At 41.9% G+C, this 17227-nt stretch carries 16 protein-coding genes; 13 read left to right on the plus strand and 3 right to left on the minus strand.

Features of this window, described 5'->3' with window-relative positions:
- Positions 1 to 125: 125 nt before the first annotated feature.
- Complete coding sequence (locus BN1765_RS06260; RefSeq protein WP_050614303.1) at positions 126 to 305, plus strand: YjzC family protein; 180 nt, start codon at positions 126 to 128, stop codon at positions 303 to 305.
- A gap of 283 nt (positions 306 to 588) precedes the next feature.
- Positions 589 to 3186: an ATP-dependent chaperone ClpB gene (gene clpB, locus BN1765_RS06265; RefSeq protein ID WP_050614304.1), complete on the plus strand. Its 2598-nt coding sequence runs from the start codon at positions 589 to 591 to the stop codon at positions 3184 to 3186.
- A gap of 97 nt (positions 3187 to 3283) precedes the next feature.
- Here the strand turns inward: clpB and BN1765_RS06270 are convergent, their stop codons facing one another.
- Positions 3284 to 3472 carry a YjzD family protein gene (locus BN1765_RS06270; RefSeq protein ID WP_050614305.1) on the minus strand — a complete coding sequence of 63 codons (189 nt, stop codon included), beginning with the start codon at positions 3470 to 3472 and terminating at the stop codon, positions 3284 to 3286.
- A 517-nt stretch (positions 3473 to 3989) separates the two neighbouring features.
- Here BN1765_RS06270 and BN1765_RS06275 point away from each other — a divergent pair.
- The 7 genes from BN1765_RS06275 (at position 3990) to BN1765_RS06305 (ending at position 10273) form a co-directional block, all read left to right on the plus strand.
- Positions 3990 to 4709: a hypothetical protein gene (locus BN1765_RS06275; protein WP_050614306.1), complete on the plus strand. Its 720-nt coding sequence runs from the start codon at positions 3990 to 3992 to the stop codon at positions 4707 to 4709.
- A 57-nt stretch (positions 4710 to 4766) separates the two neighbouring features.
- Positions 4767 to 5480: a hypothetical protein gene (locus BN1765_RS06280; protein ID WP_050614307.1), complete on the plus strand. Its 714-nt coding sequence runs from the start codon at positions 4767 to 4769 to the stop codon at positions 5478 to 5480.
- Positions 5481 to 5780: 300 nt separating this feature from the next.
- On the plus strand, positions 5781 to 5972 hold the full coding sequence (locus BN1765_RS06285; protein ID WP_050614308.1) for a ComZ family protein: 192 nt from the start codon (positions 5781 to 5783) through the stop codon (positions 5970 to 5972).
- Between the two features lie 159 nt (positions 5973 to 6131).
- Positions 6132 to 7073 carry a beta-ketoacyl-ACP synthase III gene (locus BN1765_RS06290; RefSeq protein ID WP_050614309.1) on the plus strand — a complete coding sequence of 314 codons (942 nt, stop codon included), beginning with the start codon at positions 6132 to 6134 and terminating at the stop codon, positions 7071 to 7073.
- Between the two features lie 133 nt (positions 7074 to 7206).
- The gene (fabF, locus tag BN1765_RS06295) at positions 7207 to 8442 is read left to right on the plus strand and encodes a beta-ketoacyl-ACP synthase II (protein WP_050614310.1); all 1236 of its coding nucleotides are present in this window, start codon (positions 7207 to 7209) and stop codon (positions 8440 to 8442) included.
- A gap of 140 nt (positions 8443 to 8582) precedes the next feature.
- On the plus strand, positions 8583 to 9392 hold the full coding sequence (locus BN1765_RS06300) for a DUF2268 domain-containing putative Zn-dependent protease (protein WP_050614311.1): 810 nt from the start codon (positions 8583 to 8585) through the stop codon (positions 9390 to 9392).
- Between the two features lie 125 nt (positions 9393 to 9517).
- Positions 9518 to 10273 (plus strand): YjbA family protein, encoded by a 756-nt coding sequence (locus tag BN1765_RS06305; RefSeq protein WP_050614312.1) that lies wholly within the window; start codon positions 9518 to 9520, stop codon positions 10271 to 10273.
- Between the two features lie 192 nt (positions 10274 to 10465).
- On the opposite strand, the gene trpS is transcribed toward BN1765_RS06305, so the two are convergent.
- Both trpS and BN1765_RS06315 read right to left on the minus strand, forming a co-directional pair.
- On the minus strand, positions 10466 to 11461 hold the full coding sequence (trpS, locus tag BN1765_RS06310; RefSeq protein ID WP_050614313.1) for a tryptophan--tRNA ligase: 996 nt from the start codon (positions 11459 to 11461) through the stop codon (positions 10466 to 10468).
- A 54-nt stretch (positions 11462 to 11515) separates the two neighbouring features.
- The gene (locus tag BN1765_RS06315) at positions 11516 to 11887 is read right to left on the minus strand and encodes a DUF3899 domain-containing protein (protein ID WP_050614314.1); all 372 of its coding nucleotides are present in this window, start codon (positions 11885 to 11887) and stop codon (positions 11516 to 11518) included.
- A 498-nt stretch (positions 11888 to 12385) separates the two neighbouring features.
- On the opposite strand from BN1765_RS06315, the gene BN1765_RS06320 reads away from it, so the two are divergent.
- From BN1765_RS06320 to BN1765_RS06335, 4 genes are all read left to right on the plus strand, one after another.
- Positions 12386 to 14074 carry a peptide ABC transporter substrate-binding protein gene (locus BN1765_RS06320; protein ID WP_050614315.1) on the plus strand — a complete coding sequence of 563 codons (1689 nt, stop codon included), beginning with the start codon at positions 12386 to 12388 and terminating at the stop codon, positions 14072 to 14074.
- Positions 14075 to 14204: 130 nt separating this feature from the next.
- Positions 14205 to 15134 carry an oligopeptide ABC transporter permease gene (gene opp3b, locus BN1765_RS06325; protein ID WP_050614316.1) on the plus strand — a complete coding sequence of 310 codons (930 nt, stop codon included), beginning with the start codon at positions 14205 to 14207 and terminating at the stop codon, positions 15132 to 15134.
- Positions 15134 to 16168, plus strand: coding sequence for an oligopeptide ABC transporter permease (gene opp3C / locus BN1765_RS06330; protein WP_050614317.1), 1035 nt, complete (start codon positions 15134 to 15136; stop codon positions 16166 to 16168). Before opp3b ends, opp3C begins: the two co-directional genes overlap by 1 nt.
- 15 nt (positions 16169 to 16183) lie before the next feature.
- Positions 16184 to 17227: an ABC transporter ATP-binding protein gene (locus tag BN1765_RS06335; RefSeq protein WP_050614318.1), complete on the plus strand. Its 1044-nt coding sequence runs from the start codon at positions 16184 to 16186 to the stop codon at positions 17225 to 17227.

The following is a 17227-nucleotide window of genomic DNA, read 5'->3' on the forward strand; positions in this document are numbered from 1 at the left end:
TATAAAGTAAAGATGGTTTATGAATTTTATAAGGAGGTAAAAATTAAGAAAAAGTTATACGGCCATGTTTTTTTATGTTTGGGGAATAATAATTTTTAACCCTAATGGAAGGGAGTGAAAATTATATGGGACAAACCCGGCACTTTAAGCACGGACAAAAAGCACCGAACAATGGCTATTATGTGGAGGTCGGCGAAACAGGCAGTATGGTGAAGAATCCAAAAAAAATTCACCTTCAGGCTGGTGACCATTTCCCCGAAAACACCAACGAAAATAGAAATTGGACGTATCAACGTAAACCATGAATGTTTTCTATGCCCAGCGCTCTTTGAGAGAGGAGTGCTTGGGTATAATCCCCGCAAAATATTGGCGCAATATTCATTTTTTATAGTGCGCTGCTCTTTACATACAGGCAATACATTGTATAATGAAATTAAGGTCAATAAAGGTCAAACTTTTTTAGAGAACCCTGTTCTAAAAGGTGCTTAGACGCCCGTTCAACAGATGTGAGAAGAGGGAAATGATAACCGGCATTAAGAATCTGTAGACAATAAATATCCTTTCAAGGAATGACAGGAGGAGATACTTTTGGATGTAAATAAAATGACTGAACGTGTGCAGGAGGCAATGATTGGTGCACAAAATCTGGCGCAGAAACAACAGCAGCAGGAATTAAAAATAGTCCATTTCCTATCTGTCATGCTGGAGCAGGACGATTATATGCTACAGCGTGTGTTAGAGGATCAGAATATCAATAAAGAAGACTTTGCCAAAGCCATAAATGAACATATCGCCCGGCAGCCGACAGTATCTGCTGCAAACGGCAATATCCAGCTATATATGTCCCAGGGACTGCAGAATGCCCTAAATGATGCATGGGAAAAAGTAAGCGAATTTGGGGACGAATATTTATCAATTGAGCATTTATTGCTTGCTTTTTTCTCCAGCCCGGCAGAAGAAATGAAATTATTAAAAAAGAAGTTTCCCATTTCCATAAAAGAAATGGAAGCTACTATCAATTCGATAAGGGGGAACCAAAAAGTGACAAGTTCAAACCCGGAAAACACGTATGAAGCATTAAAAAAATACGGCCGTGATTTGGTCGAAGAGGTTAGAAACGGCAAAGTGGATCCTGTTATCGGAAGGGATTCAGAAATCCGCAATGTCATCCGCATCCTATCCCGTAAAACAAAGAATAATCCTGTCCTAATCGGAGAACCTGGAGTCGGTAAAACTGCGATCGTTGAGGGACTGGCCCAGCGGATTGTCAGAAAAGATGTTCCTGAGGGGCTGAAAGACAAAACGGTTTTTGCTTTGGATATGAGCGCCCTTGTAGCCGGAGCGAAATTCCGGGGAGAATTTGAGGAACGCTTAAAGGCTGTCCTGAACGAAATCAAAAAAAGCGATGGGAAAATCCTGTTGTTCATTGATGAGCTTCATACGATTGTCGGAGCCGGCAGAACGGACGGCGCACTTGATGCCGGAAATATGCTGAAACCGATGCTTGCCCGCGGTGAACTGCATTGTATTGGCGCCACTACGCTGGATGAATACCGCCAATATATCGAGAAAGATCCTGCTTTAGAAAGACGCTTTCAACAAGTGCTGGTTAAAGAGCCGGACGTGGAAGATACCATTTCCATCCTGCGCGGTTTAAAGGAACGATTTGAAGTCTATCATGGCGTGCGTATTCATGACCGTGCACTTGTGGCTGCTGCCACTTTGTCCAATCGTTATATCACTGACCGTTTTCTGCCCGACAAGGCCATTGATTTAGTGGATGAAGCTTGCGCGATGATCCGGACGGAAATCGACTCCATGCCTTCAGAATTGGATGAGTTGACCCGTAAGGTGATGCAGTTGGAAATCGAAGAAGCTGCCCTGAAAAAAGAACAGGACGAACCTAGCCGAAAACGGCTGGAAGCATTGCAGGAAGAACTGGCCAATCTGAAAGATGAAGCGAATAAGATGCGCTCACAATGGCAGCTTGAGAAGTCAGGCTTAGAGCGTATCCAAGAAAAGCGCGAGACATTGGAAAAAATGAAACGGGAGCTTGAAGAGGCCGAAAACGAGTATGATTTGAATAAAGCGGCCGAGCTTCGCCATGGAAAAATTCCGCAAATGGAAAAAGAGTTGAAAGAGCTTGAAAATCAAGTGAATCAAGGCGGAAATGAAAATATGCTGTTGCGCGAAGAAGTGACTGAAGAAGAAATCTCTTCCATTGTTTCGAGATGGACAGGTGTTCCTGTATCACGATTGGTGGAAGGAGAGCGAGAAAAACTATTGCGGCTTGAAGATGTATTGCATGAACGCGTTGTAGGACAAGATGAAGCGGTACAGTTGGTATCGGATGCCGTGATCCGTGCACGCGCAGGAATTAAGGATCCGAATAAGCCTATTGGTTCTTTTATCTTCATGGGGCCTACAGGCGTTGGGAAAACAGAGTTGGTCAAAGCGCTTGCCGAAGCCTTATTCGACAGTGAAGATCACATGATCCGGATCGATATGTCCGAATATATGGAGAAGCATTCTACTTCCCGCTTGATCGGCGCTCCTCCCGGATATGTCGGTTTTGAAGAAGGGGGCCAATTAACGGAAGCAGTGCGAAGACAGCCATACTCTGTCATCTTATTAGATGAAGTGGAGAAAGCGCACCGTGATGTATTCAATCTATTGCTTCAGATTTTGGATGATGGACGTATCACAGACTCCCATGGCCGGATGGTTGACTTCAAAAATACAGTCATTATTATGACTTCGAATATCGGGTCGACTTATTTAATAGAGGGAACAGTAGATAATGAAATCACTGACGAGGCCCGCCAGCTTGTCATGAATGAATTAAAGGGCCATTTCCGCCCGGAATTCCTGAACCGTATTGATGATATTATCCTATTCAAACCGTTAGGTATTGAGCAGGTAGCCAAAATTGTTGAAATTCTTATCCAGGATCTTCAACAACGATTGTCCCAGCGTGCTATAACGATCTCTATCACAGACCAAGCCAAGACATTTATCGCAAATGCGGCGTACGACCCGGTATTTGGTGCCCGCCCATTAAAAAGGTATATACAGAAACACGTAGAAACAGCACTTGCCCGCCAACTAATTGCAGGTGGTGTAACAGAAAACAAAACAGCTATAGTGGACGTAGAAAATAACGAGCTGGTGGTTACCGTCTCCTGATGGAGTGATATGCTGAAAAAAAAGAGGCAGCAAAAGCTGTCTCTTTTTTTAACTCTTTCAGCGACAAAATTCTAATTAAGCCACTTTGTAATCTGTATTAATGTTGTCCGCTTTCAACTGGCTCGTCACCGATGAGCGCTGGCACGATGCAAACAAGGATCGTCACGGGAATCGATAAATAAGATGCCGTTTCGAAACTGAAAGAAACACCCAGCATGGAACTAACTACATAAGTTACCATTTGCATTAAAAGGAACACCCAAAAGAAGGTTACGATATAGCGCATTTTTATCACCTCTTATGTTCGTCAATCCTTAATATATTACCATATTTTTCGCTTGTAAAGTATGTCTTTTTATAATTGCTCCTAAATTAGCGCAATCTTTTTAGTCATGTATTCATTTTTCTGACATATTTTCAAACAAGCATATGATACATTAGTATAAGCCTTCTTGTTATGTGTATTCTTCATTTGCCGGTGAATGTAAAAGAAACTTGAACGATTGAGGAAGAAACAGCATATCTTATATGCAAAACAAGCTTGTTATATACCATTTTGGAAAATATGGTATATTATGTATAAATCGATTTGCTACTCTCTATCAAATGTGCTTCGTTTCTGATTGTGCATACATTTTATTTAATCGGTTAAGCAGGTTTGAATTGAAGCAGAGAGGAAAAAAGAATAGAGTCCGTATTCTGCTTTCTTGGGGCTAACAGAGAAATAGACCTGATAACCAATTGAGAGTGGATTTTCAATTATCTTTGCACGTATAAAAATATTAGAAAGGACTGGGCATAAGATGCTGCGTAGCTTTGAATATGACGATCAGTGGAATATCATCTACTATCCGAAAAAACCAAGCGGCTTTTCTATTTTCATTATCGGTGACCACCACCACTACGTTGACCATCAAGATAGTTTTTGGCTCCAACATCCTGGCCGTGCACAGATCCTTGATCAGTTTTTGGATAGCGGGTATACTTGCTTTTCTTCTAATTTGTACGGAGAACATTGGGGCGATGATCAAGCCGTGCATTTGGCTAAGACAATTTACCATATGATTATGAAAACAGAAATATTAAACACAAATATCCATCTGTTCGCCGAAGGGAAAGGGGCGCTGGTAGCATTAAAATTAATGGAAGAACTGCCTGGGCATATTAGGTCTGCTGTATTCCTCACACCGTGTTTATCGGCCTCCCAATGCTTGGAAAACGAAAAACATAAAAAAGTGTATTTCCAGCCTTTTATAAAATCCATGCAAAATACCTTGAAATCAGACGAATCTGTTATACAGGCCACACTGAATAAGGAAAAGGAGCCTTCATTATGCGTCGGGCTTCCCCTTAAGATTATCCATGTTCTGGATCATGACCAAAATGAAAAGATGGAATGGTATAAAAAGATACAAAGCCATAATAGAGAAACAATTGCCATTTCTTATCTACTGCCCGAGAAGAGATATAAAATCGCTGGTGAAGCCATCCGTTTTTATAAGGAATTTGAAAATGTCCTTTAATGCTTTTCTGTGCATATACTGTTAAAAAAGCTTTGAGCGGATAGGAGGGCATAGGATATGACAACCTCGATTGTCTTCGGTGCGCTGCATTTTTTTGGTTACCAATTGGCCAGCTTTTTCCTAGAAAGGGGCCAGACGGTGATTGGAGTGGGATGGCCCGGTTTAGATGCGGAAGATGCAGAAGAAAAAGAAATGTATCTCGGAAGGAATGCTAACTTTGATTACATCCCATTTGAAAAAGTGGAATTTTCCGAAATTAGATCTGCTGATGTCTTCATTCCACTTATTGATTATCCACTTGATCGTTGGGATGAAATAGCCACCGCATTGTCAAATTGCCTGCACCCGTTATCGAATCTGGATGATGTCCGGTTTATGGCGTTCCTGCATGCAAACGCACCCGAACTGCAAGAAAATCTCTTAGGGCTTCCTCTGCAGTGCTTCTATATAGACTCTATATATGGGCCTTGGATGCCGCAGGATTCTCCTTTATTAACCGATCTTCGGAAAACGGCAATTACACAAGAGGCAGTAACGGACAGCATATTTATAGAGGATCTGTTTTCTTGTTGGGATAAGCTTTATTTGAAACATGAAAAAAATATTTTCTTGAAAGCCAGCGATCCTGTTGGTACCTCTGAAACAAGCCTTTGCAGTGAAACAGACAAGGATATTTATATTCTTCCCCGGCAAACCTCTTTAGCCGATGGACTAACTCTTCTTGATCGCCACTTCCACACATTGGATAAAATGAAAAATCTCTTCAACTAATCAAAATCGTACTCTTGGCGAGTGAAATCGCGGTGATCACTTTCCAAATGCTTACTGTTCTGAATAGGAGCAAAACAGCATATGTTTATCAACATACAAATGGCATAACCTGTATACTGATAAAGTGAAACGTTAATCGGTGGGGGTTTTCATTCATCCCCTACCGATTATTAGTTGAACCAATCGGATTCTTACTGGCGTTTGATCACCCACTTACACTTCTTTGTCTTCACTCCCGTGTTGAAGTGGGAGTCTTAGCGCCAGTTAGAATGGGATAAATGCCGGAAAAGGGGTAATGATGTGAATCAATCGTTACAAAACCAGTTTTTCCAAATTGCCATCAGAAATTTCCCGGAAGCTAAGTCCCGTATGAAGACTGAAGGCATAGAGCTTTCAATGAGCATGCTGCCGGCATTCATGGATTTGTTCACCAAGGTCATGAATGAGGCCTACGAATTGGGCAGAAAAGATGCACAAAGAAAGATGACTTGACCAGGGAGGCAATCAACTCTGGTCTTTTTTCTTTTCGTATAGGAAAAATGGTTCTTGCAAGTAGGTTACTGTTTAAGGTAAAATTAGTACCAAGTCATAATAATTGATAATAATATGTTTATATTAAAGAATAGAAGTGAAGAAAAGGGGCTGTTTTAAATGAATGCAGGAATCCTTGGTGTAGGCAAATATTTGCCTGAAAGAATCGTTACAAATGTAGATCTTGAAAAAATAATGGATACATCCGATGAGTGGATTAGAACAAGAACAGGGATTGAAGAGAGAAGATTGGCTGGGGACGATATAGACACATCTGATATGGCATACCATGCATCTGTTGCGGCAATTGAGCAATCGGGTGTGAAGCCGGAGGAAATCGACCTAATTTTGGTTGCCACTGTCACACCGGATCAGTCATTCCCGACTGTATCGTGCATGTTGCAAGAGCGCCTTGGAGCGACTAAAGCTGCTGCCATGGACATTTCTGCTGCATGCGCAGGGTTTATGTATGGATTGGCTACTGCTCAACAATTCATCAATAATAAAGCATATAAGCATATCTTGATAGTCGGAGTTGAGAAGCTCAGCAAAATTACAAACTGGGAAGATCGCAATACGGCAGTGCTGTTTGGGGACGGAGCCGGGGCTGTCTTGATGGGGCCTGTTTCGGATGGCAAAGGCTTGCTGGCATTTGAATTGGGAGCGGATGGTTCAGGAGGCAAGCATCTTTATAAAGACATGGAGAATGGTACGCTTGTCATGAATGGACGCGAGGTATTCAAGTTTGCGGTCCGCCAAATGGGAGATACTTGCATTCGGGTATTGGAAAAGGCAGGATTGGATAAAACGGATGTTGACTACCTGATACCACATCAGGCAAACTTGCGTATTATGGAAGCTGCCAGACAGCGTTTGGAGCTGCCGCCAGAGAAAATGTCCCATACGATCCGCAAGTATGGAAATAATTCTGCAGCATCCATTCCGATTGCTTTGGCAGAGGAATTAGAGGCTGGAAAGATTAAAGATAATGATGTGATTGTAATGGTAGGATTCGGCGGAGGGCTGACTTGGGGAGGCATTGCCCTACGTTGGGGAGTTTAAGTCTTTTCAATCATAAGTTACATACATTGAACTATTTTTTGATACAATAGAAGGGTTCTGTTTAAAGATAGATATAATACAAATGAAACGATAGCAATTAATATACCTAATAGATGTAAGGAGATGACACTGGATGAAACGGCGAGTAGTAGTGACCGGAATAGGTGCTGTGACACCTCTTGGTAATGATGCAGCTATAACATGGGAACATATTTTGGCGGGTAAAAGCGGAATTGGCCCATTGACAAGGTTGAATAAAGATGACTTCCCGGCTAAAGTTGCGGCTGAAGTAAAGGACTTCTCTGTTGAGGAGTTTATAGACAAGAAGGATGCCCGGAAGATGGATCGTTTTACACATTATGCCATCGCGGCGGCTAAAATGGCCGTTGAAGATGCCAAACTGGAAATTAATGAAGAGAATGCAAACCACATTGGTGTATGGATCGGCTCCGGTATTGGCGGCATGGAAACATTTGAAAATCAGTACGAAACTTTTTTGGAAAGAGGGTACCGCCGTGTAAGCCCGTTCTTCGTGCCGATGATGATTCCGGATATGGCAGCGGGCCAAGTATCAATCTACTTGGGCGCTAAGGGTGTCAACTCATGTACGGTAACAGCCTGTGCTACCGGAACGAATTCAATCGGGGATGCGTTCAAGGTCATTCAACGCGGAGATGCGGTTGCGATGATCAGCGGCGGGGCAGAAGCGCCGATTACGAAAATGTCGGTTGCTGGCTTCTGCGCAAATAAAGCTTTGTCCACTAATGAAGACCCTCAAACAGCAAGCCGCCCATTCGATGCCAATCGTGATGGTTTCATAATCGGCGAAGGTGCCGGTATTGTTGTTCTGGAAGAATTGGAGCATGCCCTTGCCCGCGGCGCTAAGATTTATGCGGAGGTAGTGGGATATGGCTCAACGGGCGATGCACATCATATAACCGCACCTGCACCGAATGGCGAAGGCGGCGCCCGCGCCATGAAAATGGCAATCGATGATGGAGGCCTATCTCCTGAAGACATCGATTACATCAATGCACACGGTACTAGTACGGACTATAATGATAAATATGAAACAGCTGCCATCAAGCAAGTCTTTGGAGACCATGCCTATAAATTGGCTGTCAGCTCTACTAAGTCAATGACCGGACATTTACTGGGGGCTGCCGGAGGCGTTGAAGCCATTTTTACAGTATTGGCACTGAAAGAGGGAATCATGCCGCCAACAATCAATTTGGAAACACCAGATCCTGAATGCGATCTGGACTATGTCCCAAATACAGCACGTAAAAAAGAGATGAAAGCAGCCATTTCCAATTCACTTGGATTCGGCGGCCACAATGCTACTTTGGCATTCAAAAAATATGAATAATAGATCTCAGCAAAAAAAGATAGCTCGTAATGAGTTATCTTTTTTTGCTTTTCTGTTTTGCAGATAATAACTGCTCTATTCCAAGCGTGTTCGGAATATATATATATTAATATACAGTTTACGGAAAGGGAGGCGGAGAAATGGGGGTGGAAGAGACCTATCCTATGCTAATTGACCATGCGGAGGACCCGGTTGAAGTGGCCAGGCAATTAAAGCCGCATTTCAAAGGGAAAGAAAGTCCGAAAGAATTATTGCGCTATTTTCAGTCCCATGGAATGTATCATCGCGGAGAGGCTGCTTTGAAGGACGCAAAAGCCCTTGGAAAGGAGAATGCATGGGAGGCAGTGGAAAAGTTATTCATTTCGTACAGGAAGAAATGGGGAGGGCCCGATATTCCCGTGTTCATCCTTCCACATAAACGCAATGGGTTCTTTTCACCGGGGCATCATAAATCAGGTTTGGCCTTTCCCGATAAGCTGTTATTATTTTTATCGCCCAATTTGCCGCCAAAGGAATTGGAAGCTTTATTTGTCCATGAATACCACCATGTCTGCAGGCTTCAACGGCAAAAAAAAGCGGTTCAGGATTACAGCCTGGGTGATTCCTCAGTCCTGGAAGGATGCGCCGAGTATGCTGTTTCTAATCTTGTGGGGGAGGCTTATCTCGCTCCTTGGACAAAGCGCTATACGGAAGCGTACTTGAAGGCATATTGGAAAAATCATTTTAAAGAGGCTATTTCTATAGAAAGAAAAGATAAAAGGCATGATCAGTATTTGCTGGGCAACAACAGGCATCCTTATATGATTGGCTATAGCATGGGTTATTATATGGTACAGACCTATGCGCAAGATCAACAGCTAGCTATTGCAGACACACTTTCGTTCCCCTCTGAAGTGTTCATTAAGCATTTTACTGAAAAAATAGAGACTTCCAAAGGCAGCCGAAAATGAAAAACGTTCGGAATAGCCTAGAGCCGGCAGGAAGGTCCGATAAGAATCTTTCTGCTGGCGAATAAATTCAGTGAATGGTGACTATACTTATGGACAAATAGTTTCCAGTAAATGAGGGATGAAAAATGTTATATCTGCATGATGTATGGGTGAATTGGTTTGAAGGTGAAGAGAATGGTTATAACATCTGCCACTTTCATGAATGGAGAAAAGAAGATGGTATCGAGTTGCTCGACCAGGTTCCATTGCTACGAGTATCTTCCGCTCTCTTTCACTATATGGAGAATGATCTCAGTGAGCTGCCGCAAGGACTGTTGGAAGAGATTTATCAAAAAGCTTTTTGCCGGAAAAATCATGAACGAATTCAACTGGACTATTGTTTTGTTGCTTCTGACGGCAATGGAATTCTTGCCATTGATACAATGGGCTATCAAGTGCCGATGAGAAAAAGCCGCTTGATTCCTAGGCAGGAACAACTTGTCTATGAAATGATCGAGAACGCACCTGAAAACGAATTTCCATTCGATGGAAAGGGACATAGCAAGAAAGGCTACCATATCCTTTCTCCTGAACCGGAAATGATGTTTGGATTGACAAGGAAAGAACGACAAATGAAGCAATTATTATTTATGGCATTAGACCAGTTGAACGCATCTAAAAATACGGCAGAAATCCGCTACTGGTATACAGAGTGGTCGCCGGACAAATACAGTTACATACAGCAGTTGCATTTTGATGAAGCATGGACAGAATTATTTCTGGCTGCTAAGGATGGTTGGAGCAGTAAGCATGAAACGTTATGTGAGCGTCTGGTGAAAGGCCAGCCTTTCTTTGAAAAACTTTGGGAAATCGAAGTGGGAGACAGGCCCTCTATGCTTTAAAGATATACCAAATTCTAACTGGGGCTACTCCGTTTGCCAAACGAGAACGAAGCCGAAGACATGCAAGTGGTAGATCAAGCGCCACTAAGAATTCAATCATTCGTTTCACTTTATTAAAAAATGCCATGAAGGTCATATCCTTTCATGGCATTTTTGATGTTTAGGCTTTTGTACGTTTGGATGGTCTAGTCCTTACGCTTTTCTTTGTTTGCGTCCCAGTCCCATTGCATTTTCCATTTTGCGCACCATTTTATTGGCTACCGCATTCGCTTTGGCAGCCCCAGCGTCAAGGATATCATCCAGTTCCTGTGAGTCTACAAGTGCATAGAAGCGTTCTTGTAGAGGCTGTAAGGCAGCTACAACTGCTTCAGCCATTTCGCCTTTGAAGTCGCCATAACCTCTGCCCTCGTATTTCTTCTCCAGATCCCCGATGGAAATTCCTGTAAGAATGCTGTAAATGGATAGCAGGTTGCTGATTCCAGGTTTGTTAGCAGGATCAAATTTAACGATTCCTTCAGAATCTGTGACCGCGCTTTTGATCTTCTTCGTCAACACCTTCGGTTCATCAAGTAAAGCAATTAACCCTTTTGGATTTGGATCAGATTTACTCATTTTTCTAGTCGGATCTTGAAGGCTCATAATTCGGGCCCCCACTCTAGGTATACGAACTTCAGGGATCGTGAAGATATCGTTGTATTTTTTATTGAAGCGTTGTGCCAGGTCGCGCGTTAATTCCAAGTGCTGCTTTTGGTCCTCGCCAACCGGAACGATATCTGTCCCGTATAGAAGAATATCTGCAGCCATCAACGGCGGATAGGTAAGAAGGGAGGCGGAGACAGCTTCTCTGCCGGCAGCTTTATCCTTAAATTGTGTCATCCGTTCCAATTCGCCAATATAGGAAATGCATTGCATCATCCAAGCTGCCTGCGAGTGGGCAGGCACTTCAGATTGGATAAAAATCGTTGACTTCTCCGGGTCAATGCCTGCTGCTATATAAAGGGCGGCCAGGTTTCTGATATTTTGCCTTAATTGGAGCCGATCCTGGGGAACTGTAATGGCATGCTGGTCGACAATGCAAAAATAGCAGTTATAATCGTCCTGCAGCTCCACAAATTGTTTAATGGCGCCAATATAGTTTCCGAGAGTGACGGAACCAGAAGGCTGAATGCCAGAAAAAATCGTTTTCATTTTATAAGAACACTCCTTGTTATTAATTGATTAAATGGCGGAAAAGAAAGTTGTCTACATATAGAAGAAGGCCAAGCTGATTAACATGACGGCCAGAACGATGCATCCTGAGTATAGTAAGGATGAGTAAGGGACGCTGACCAATTCTGATAAGGGCGTTATATCAGTTGTATCTTCACCTGCTTCTGTCACACTGTTCCGTTTGAATAGCCTTCTGAAGCTATAGGACATCCCATCAAAGAATCCTTTCTCTACAACTAATATCAGTAAACCTATTAACAAATATCCGCTTGAAAAATAAAAGCTTATATTAATGAAGTGTAATAGCGCAAGCTGGTTATAGAGGATAACGGACAACAGGGCACTAATCAGCAAAGTGGCAGCAACAATAGCTGTGACGCGGGTACTTTTCTTTTTTAAAGACATATGAACGATTCCTCATTTACTGTAATATTTAATTCTTCTTCGGTGGATGGAGAAGAAGTGACATAGAGTGACCATCATCATTATTTATAGTTTACAGTATAACAAATAAAGAAGCTTTTAAAGTAGAAAGTTTCACTAGTATTGAAAGAAATATGTATGTATAAATATTATCTTTACATACATTAAAATAATTCTGAATAATTAAATAAATTATTCTTGAATATACCATTTGTCAGAATAGAAAGAAAATAATATTATGCTCATTTTACATATATTTGAAATTATTCCAGTCGAAACACCAATAATTCACTAAAGTAATACTTTAAAACATTAAAATAGAATAATTTTATAAGTAAAAATGCCTATTAAATAAACTCTTTTTTGTCTATATTAAATTATTTCCAAAAACTTTTTTCAGAAAGCTGATTTACAAATTGTCGAAAAATTGTATAATGAATTCTATAGAATTTTAAAAAGATATAGAAGGAGTGGCAGAATTTGAAAAAGTCTAAATTTTCTCTGCTTTTGGTTCTTACTCTTATGCTTAGCTTATTCTTGGCAGCATGTGGAGATAAGAAATCAGATGGAGACTCATCATCTAACAAAGACAGTAACAAGTTAGCTTCTAAACAAGAGCTTCGTGTCCTGGAATCGGCAGAGATCCCAACAATGGATAGTGTTATGGCTCAAGATACAGTATCATTCACAACACTTGATAATACACAGGAAGGCCTGTACCGCCAGAATGATAAAAACGAAGCAGTCGCTGCGATTGCTGAAGGCGATCCAGAAACAAATAAAGAAAGTACAGAATTTACTGTAAAATTAAAAAAAGATGCTGTATGGTCCAATGGTGATCCTGTAACAGCACATGATTTCGTATTTGCTTGGAAACGTGCAATCGATCCTAAGACTGCATCTCCATACGGCCCATACATGATGAACGGCAAAATCAAAGGCGCTCAAGCAATCACTGACGCAGCTGCAAATAAAAAAGCAGTGAACCTTGATACACTTGGCGTTAAAGCTACTGACGACTACACATTAGTGATCCAAACTGAACAGCCTATGACAGTTGAATTCTTCAAAGGATTGATGGCTTTCGGTACATTCTTGCCGCAAAACGAAAAATTCGTTACTGCGCAAAATGGCAAATATGCTACAAATGCTCAAACATTGCTTTCAAACGGACCATTCAAACTTGAAAAATGGAACGGACCAACTTCAACTGAATGGGTTTACGTGAAAAACGATAAATACCACAATGCAAAAGATGTACATTTAACAAAAGTAACGTTCAACGTTTCAAAAGATCCACAAGCATCTGTGAACGCATTTGAATCCGGTGAAGTGGATATCACACCTAAATTGGCTTCTGATATCGTACCTCAATATGAAAATGATGATCGCTTAGTTCGTTGGTTGGAACCTTCTATTTTCTGGTTGAAAATGAACGAAAAGAATAAAGTGCTTGCTAACGTGAACATCCGTAAAGCAATTGCTCAAGCAATCAATAAAGAAGACTTGGCTTCAAGTGTCCTTAACAATGGATCAGTTGCCGCTTATTACGCGGTGCCGAAAGAATTTGTTAAAGATGAAGACGGCAAAGATTTCAACGATGCCAACAAAAAAATGTTGAAATTCAACAAAGAAGATGCTAAAGCGAGCTGGAAAAAAGGCTTGAAAGAGCTTGGCCTTGAAAAAGTAGAATTGACTTATATCGGCCAAGATACTGACTCAGCCAAAAAACAAGACCAATACATCAAAGACCAATTGGAGAAAAATCTTCCTGGTCTAACTATTAATATCACTTCAGTACCATTCGCTGTCCGCCTTGACCGTGAAAATAAACAAGATTATGATTTGCTTGCTTCCGGTTGGAGCCCTGACTATATGGACCCTGTATCATTCTCTGACCTATGGGTGACTGGTGGCGGCAACAACAATATGAGCTACTCAAATCCTAAATACGATGCTCTAATCAAAGAGTCTCAAGAAACTGCCGACCAAGCTAAACGCTGGAAAGCACTGCAAGAAGCTGAAAAAATTGTCGTTGAAGAAGATGCAGCAATCGCTCCTCTATACCAACGTGCATCCAATGTCTTGGTTAGCGATAAGGTAAAAGGCTTCACATACCACACAGTAGGTGCAGAATATAGCTACTATGATATCAAGATTACAGAATAATCTTTTTTAGAACAATGCGTTAAGTGTCGTACTTAAAAAGAGAGTATATTTCTTTGATATACTCTCTTTTTACTGTCAATAGAGTTGTCGGTATTTAATGAAAATTCTAAATACTTAGGAGGTGCGGAACATGGTTAAATATATTGCTCAACGTGTTTTTTATATGCTGTTAACGTTATTTATAATCGCTTCTCTTACTTTTTTCCTCATGAAAATAATTCCTGGGACTCCGTTTTCCAAAGCTGATAAGTTGTCGCCGCAACAATTAGAAATTATGAAAGACAAATACGGGTTGAATGAACCTGTACCGGTCCAATATGCGAAGTATATGGGCAATCTTGTCAAAGGAGATCTGGGCGTTTCATTCCAATTTGATAATACGCCTGTTACCGATATTCTTAAAAATTTGATTGGCCCGTCTACGCAGCTAGGTTTCCAGGCGACTGTGGTGGGTGTGATCATCGGAGTCTTGCTGGGCTTGGTAGGTGCCCTTTACCAGAACACCTGGATCGATTATGGAGCCACCTTCCTGGCTGTGCTCGGGAAATCGATACCGAGTTTCGTATTTGCTGGTTTACTTCAATATTATGTAGGGGTTAAGCTTGGCTGGTTCCCGACTATGTTCTGGCGCGGCTTTGAATATACAATCATGCCGACCATCGCATTATCCATTTTCCCTATTTCAATCGCCGCCCGTTTCATGCGGACAGAATTAGTAGAAGTGCTAGGATCGGATTATATCACTCTAGCAAAAGCGAAAGGGGCAAGCTCTTTCGAAATTGCCTTTAAGCATGCGATGAGAAATGCTTTGATTCCAGTTGTCACTGTTATGGGTCCATTAGTTGTTTCATTGATGACAGGTTCACTTGTCATTGAAAAAATATTCTCTGTTCCTGGGATTGGTGAACAATTCGTAAAATCGATCCAAGTGAATGACTATCCGGTCATCATGGGCACTACACTACTGTTCGCGGCGTTGTTCGTTGTTGTTACGTTAGTGGTCGATATTCTGTATGGACTGATCGATCCGAGAATAAGATTGGCTGGAGGTAATAAATAATGGCAAATGTAGAGATGAAAATAGAAAAAAACAAGTTCCAGCCTGCCGTTATTGATTCAGCCAAAGGAGAAGAAATCTCAAAGCCAAGCCTGAATTTTTGGCAGGATGCCTGGCTTCGCGTCAAGAAAAACAAAGGGGCAATCGTCTCTCTCGTTATTTTGGTTATCATGCTTATTATGGCTTTTGTTGGCCCCATGATCAGCGGTCGGGAATACGATACCCAGAATGTTAAATATGCAAATTTGCCGGCAAAAATACCGGTTCTGGAAAACATCCATTGGCTTCCATTTGACGGTACGATGGTCAACCGAGCAGGTAATGAAATCGATATGTATGAAATGAAGAACGTACCTGAAGATACATATTATTGGTTCGGTACCGATTCTTTGGGACGCGATTTGTTTACGCGGTTATGGAAAGGAACACAAATTTCCCTGTACATCGCCTTCCTGGCAGCAGTAATTGATATGGTTATAGGTGTAGCGTATGGAGCCATCTCTGGTTATTTCGGAGGCAAGCTCGATAATGTGATGCAGCGGATTACCGAAATATTGATGGGAATTCCGAACTTGGTTGTTGTCATTCTGATGATTCTCGTATTTAAACCAGGGATTTTATCCATTACAATTGCTCTTTCAATCACCGGCTGGGTTTCCATGGCCAGGGTAGTCCGGGCTCAGGTAATGAAGCTGAAAGAACAGGAATACGTACTCGCTTCCCGGACGTTGGGTGGATCGCACTCAAAAATCATCTTTAAGCATTTAGTCCCTAACTTAGCTGGGGTTATTATCATCAATACAATGTTTACGATTCCGAGCGCCATTTTCTTCGAAGCATTCTTGAGTTTTATCGGGCTTGGGCTTCAAGCACCTCATGCTTCACTCGGAACACTGATCGACGATGGGTTCAAATCGCTTTTAACATATCCACATCAATTAATCTATCCGGCAATCGCAATCAGTTTGATCATGATTTGCTTCAACATGGTAGCTGACGGATTGCGTGATGCGCTGGATCCAAAAATGCGTGATTAAGGTAGGTGAAGTTTAATGGAAAAAATATTAGAAGTAAAAGATTTGCATATCTCATTCCATACGTTCGCCGGGGAAGTACAGGCGATCCGCGGAGTCAATTTTGACCTATTCAAGGGTGAAACACTGGCGATTGTCGGAGAATCGGGTTCGGGAAAATCCGTAACAACAAAGTCCATTATGAGACTTCTGCCGCCTAGCAACTCAGAAATCAAACAGGGTGAGATTTTATTCGACGGGAAGGATATCGCTGCATTGCCTGATCGCCAAATGGAAAAAATCCGTGGAAAAGATATTTCGATGATTTTCCAGGATCCAATGACCTCTTTGAATCCTACAATGAAAATCGGAAAACAGATTATGGAACCATTGAGAAAGCATCAGAAGTTAAGCAAGGCAGAAGCGAAAAAGCGAGCCATCAACCTACTGAATCTTGTGGGGATCCCCAAGCCGGAAGAAAGATTCGAGCAATATCCTCATCAATTTTCTGGAGGAATGAGACAGCGGGTTGTAATAGCGATTGCGCTTGCCTGCAACCCGAAAGTGCTCATTGCCGATGAACCGACAACTGCTCTGGATGTTACGATTCAGGCTCAGATTCTTGAATTGATGAAGGATCTGCAGAAGAAAATCGATACAAGCATTATTTTCATCACCCACGACCTTGGTGTTGTAGCCAATGTAGCGGACCGTGTAGCTGTTATGTACGGAGGCAAGATTGTAGAAATCGGAACGGTGGATGAGATTTTTTATAATCCGCAGCATCCTTATACATGGGGATTGATCAGTTCGATGCCGGACTTGGATTCACGCGGCAAGGAGCTGTATGTCATTCCGGGAACGCCTCCGAATCTATTGAATCCGCCAAAGGGCGATGCGTTTGCTGCGCGTAACCAATACGCGATGCAGATCGATTTAGAGGAAGAACCGCCAATGTTCAAAATTTCAGATACTCATTATGCAGCAACATGGCTGCTGCATCCGGATGCACCAAAAGTGGAGCCTCCGCAAGCTGTTGTCAAAAGAAGAGAACAATTCCTCTCAATGAATGGAGGACGATAA

Origin of the sequence: Bacillus testis, from assembly GCF_001243895.1 — a bacterium.
Taxonomy (GTDB): Bacteria; Bacillota; Bacilli; order Bacillales; family DSM-1321; genus Bacillus_AD; species Bacillus_AD testis.

Bases quoted from the DNA above. Each gene is read 5' to 3' on its own strand.
- BN1765_RS06305 (WP_050614312.1), top strand. From the start codon at position 9,518: ATGTTATATCTGCATGATGTATGGGTGAATTGGTTTGAAGGTGAAGAG.
- fabF (WP_050614310.1), top strand. From the start codon at position 7,207: ATGAAACGGCGAGTAGTAGTGACCGGAATAGGTGCTGTGACACCTCTT.
- BN1765_RS06275 (WP_050614306.1), top strand. From the start codon at position 3,990: ATGCTGCGTAGCTTTGAATATGACGATCAGTGGAATATCATCTACTAT.
- BN1765_RS06315 (WP_050614314.1), bottom strand. From the start codon at position 11,887: ATGTCTTTAAAAAAGAAAAGTACCCGCGTCACAGCTATTGTTGCTGCC.
- trpS (WP_050614313.1), bottom strand. From the start codon at position 11,461: ATGAAAACGATTTTTTCTGGCATTCAGCCTTCTGGTTCCGTCACTCTC.
- BN1765_RS06270 (WP_050614305.1), bottom strand. From the start codon at position 3,472: ATGCGCTATATCGTAACCTTCTTTTGGGTGTTCCTTTTAATGCAAATG.
- BN1765_RS06290 (WP_050614309.1), top strand. From the start codon at position 6,132: ATGAATGCAGGAATCCTTGGTGTAGGCAAATATTTGCCTGAAAGAATC.
- BN1765_RS06300 (WP_050614311.1), top strand. From the start codon at position 8,583: ATGGGGGTGGAAGAGACCTATCCTATGCTAATTGACCATGCGGAGGAC.
- opp3C (WP_050614317.1), top strand. From the start codon at position 15,134: ATGGCAAATGTAGAGATGAAAATAGAAAAAAACAAGTTCCAGCCTGCC.
- BN1765_RS06335 (WP_050614318.1), top strand. From the start codon at position 16,184: ATGGAAAAAATATTAGAAGTAAAAGATTTGCATATCTCATTCCATACG.
- BN1765_RS06280 (WP_050614307.1), top strand. From the start codon at position 4,767: ATGACAACCTCGATTGTCTTCGGTGCGCTGCATTTTTTTGGTTACCAA.
- BN1765_RS06260 (WP_050614303.1), top strand. From the start codon at position 126: ATGGGACAAACCCGGCACTTTAAGCACGGACAAAAAGCACCGAACAAT.
- opp3b (WP_050614316.1), top strand. From the start codon at position 14,205: ATGGTTAAATATATTGCTCAACGTGTTTTTTATATGCTGTTAACGTTA.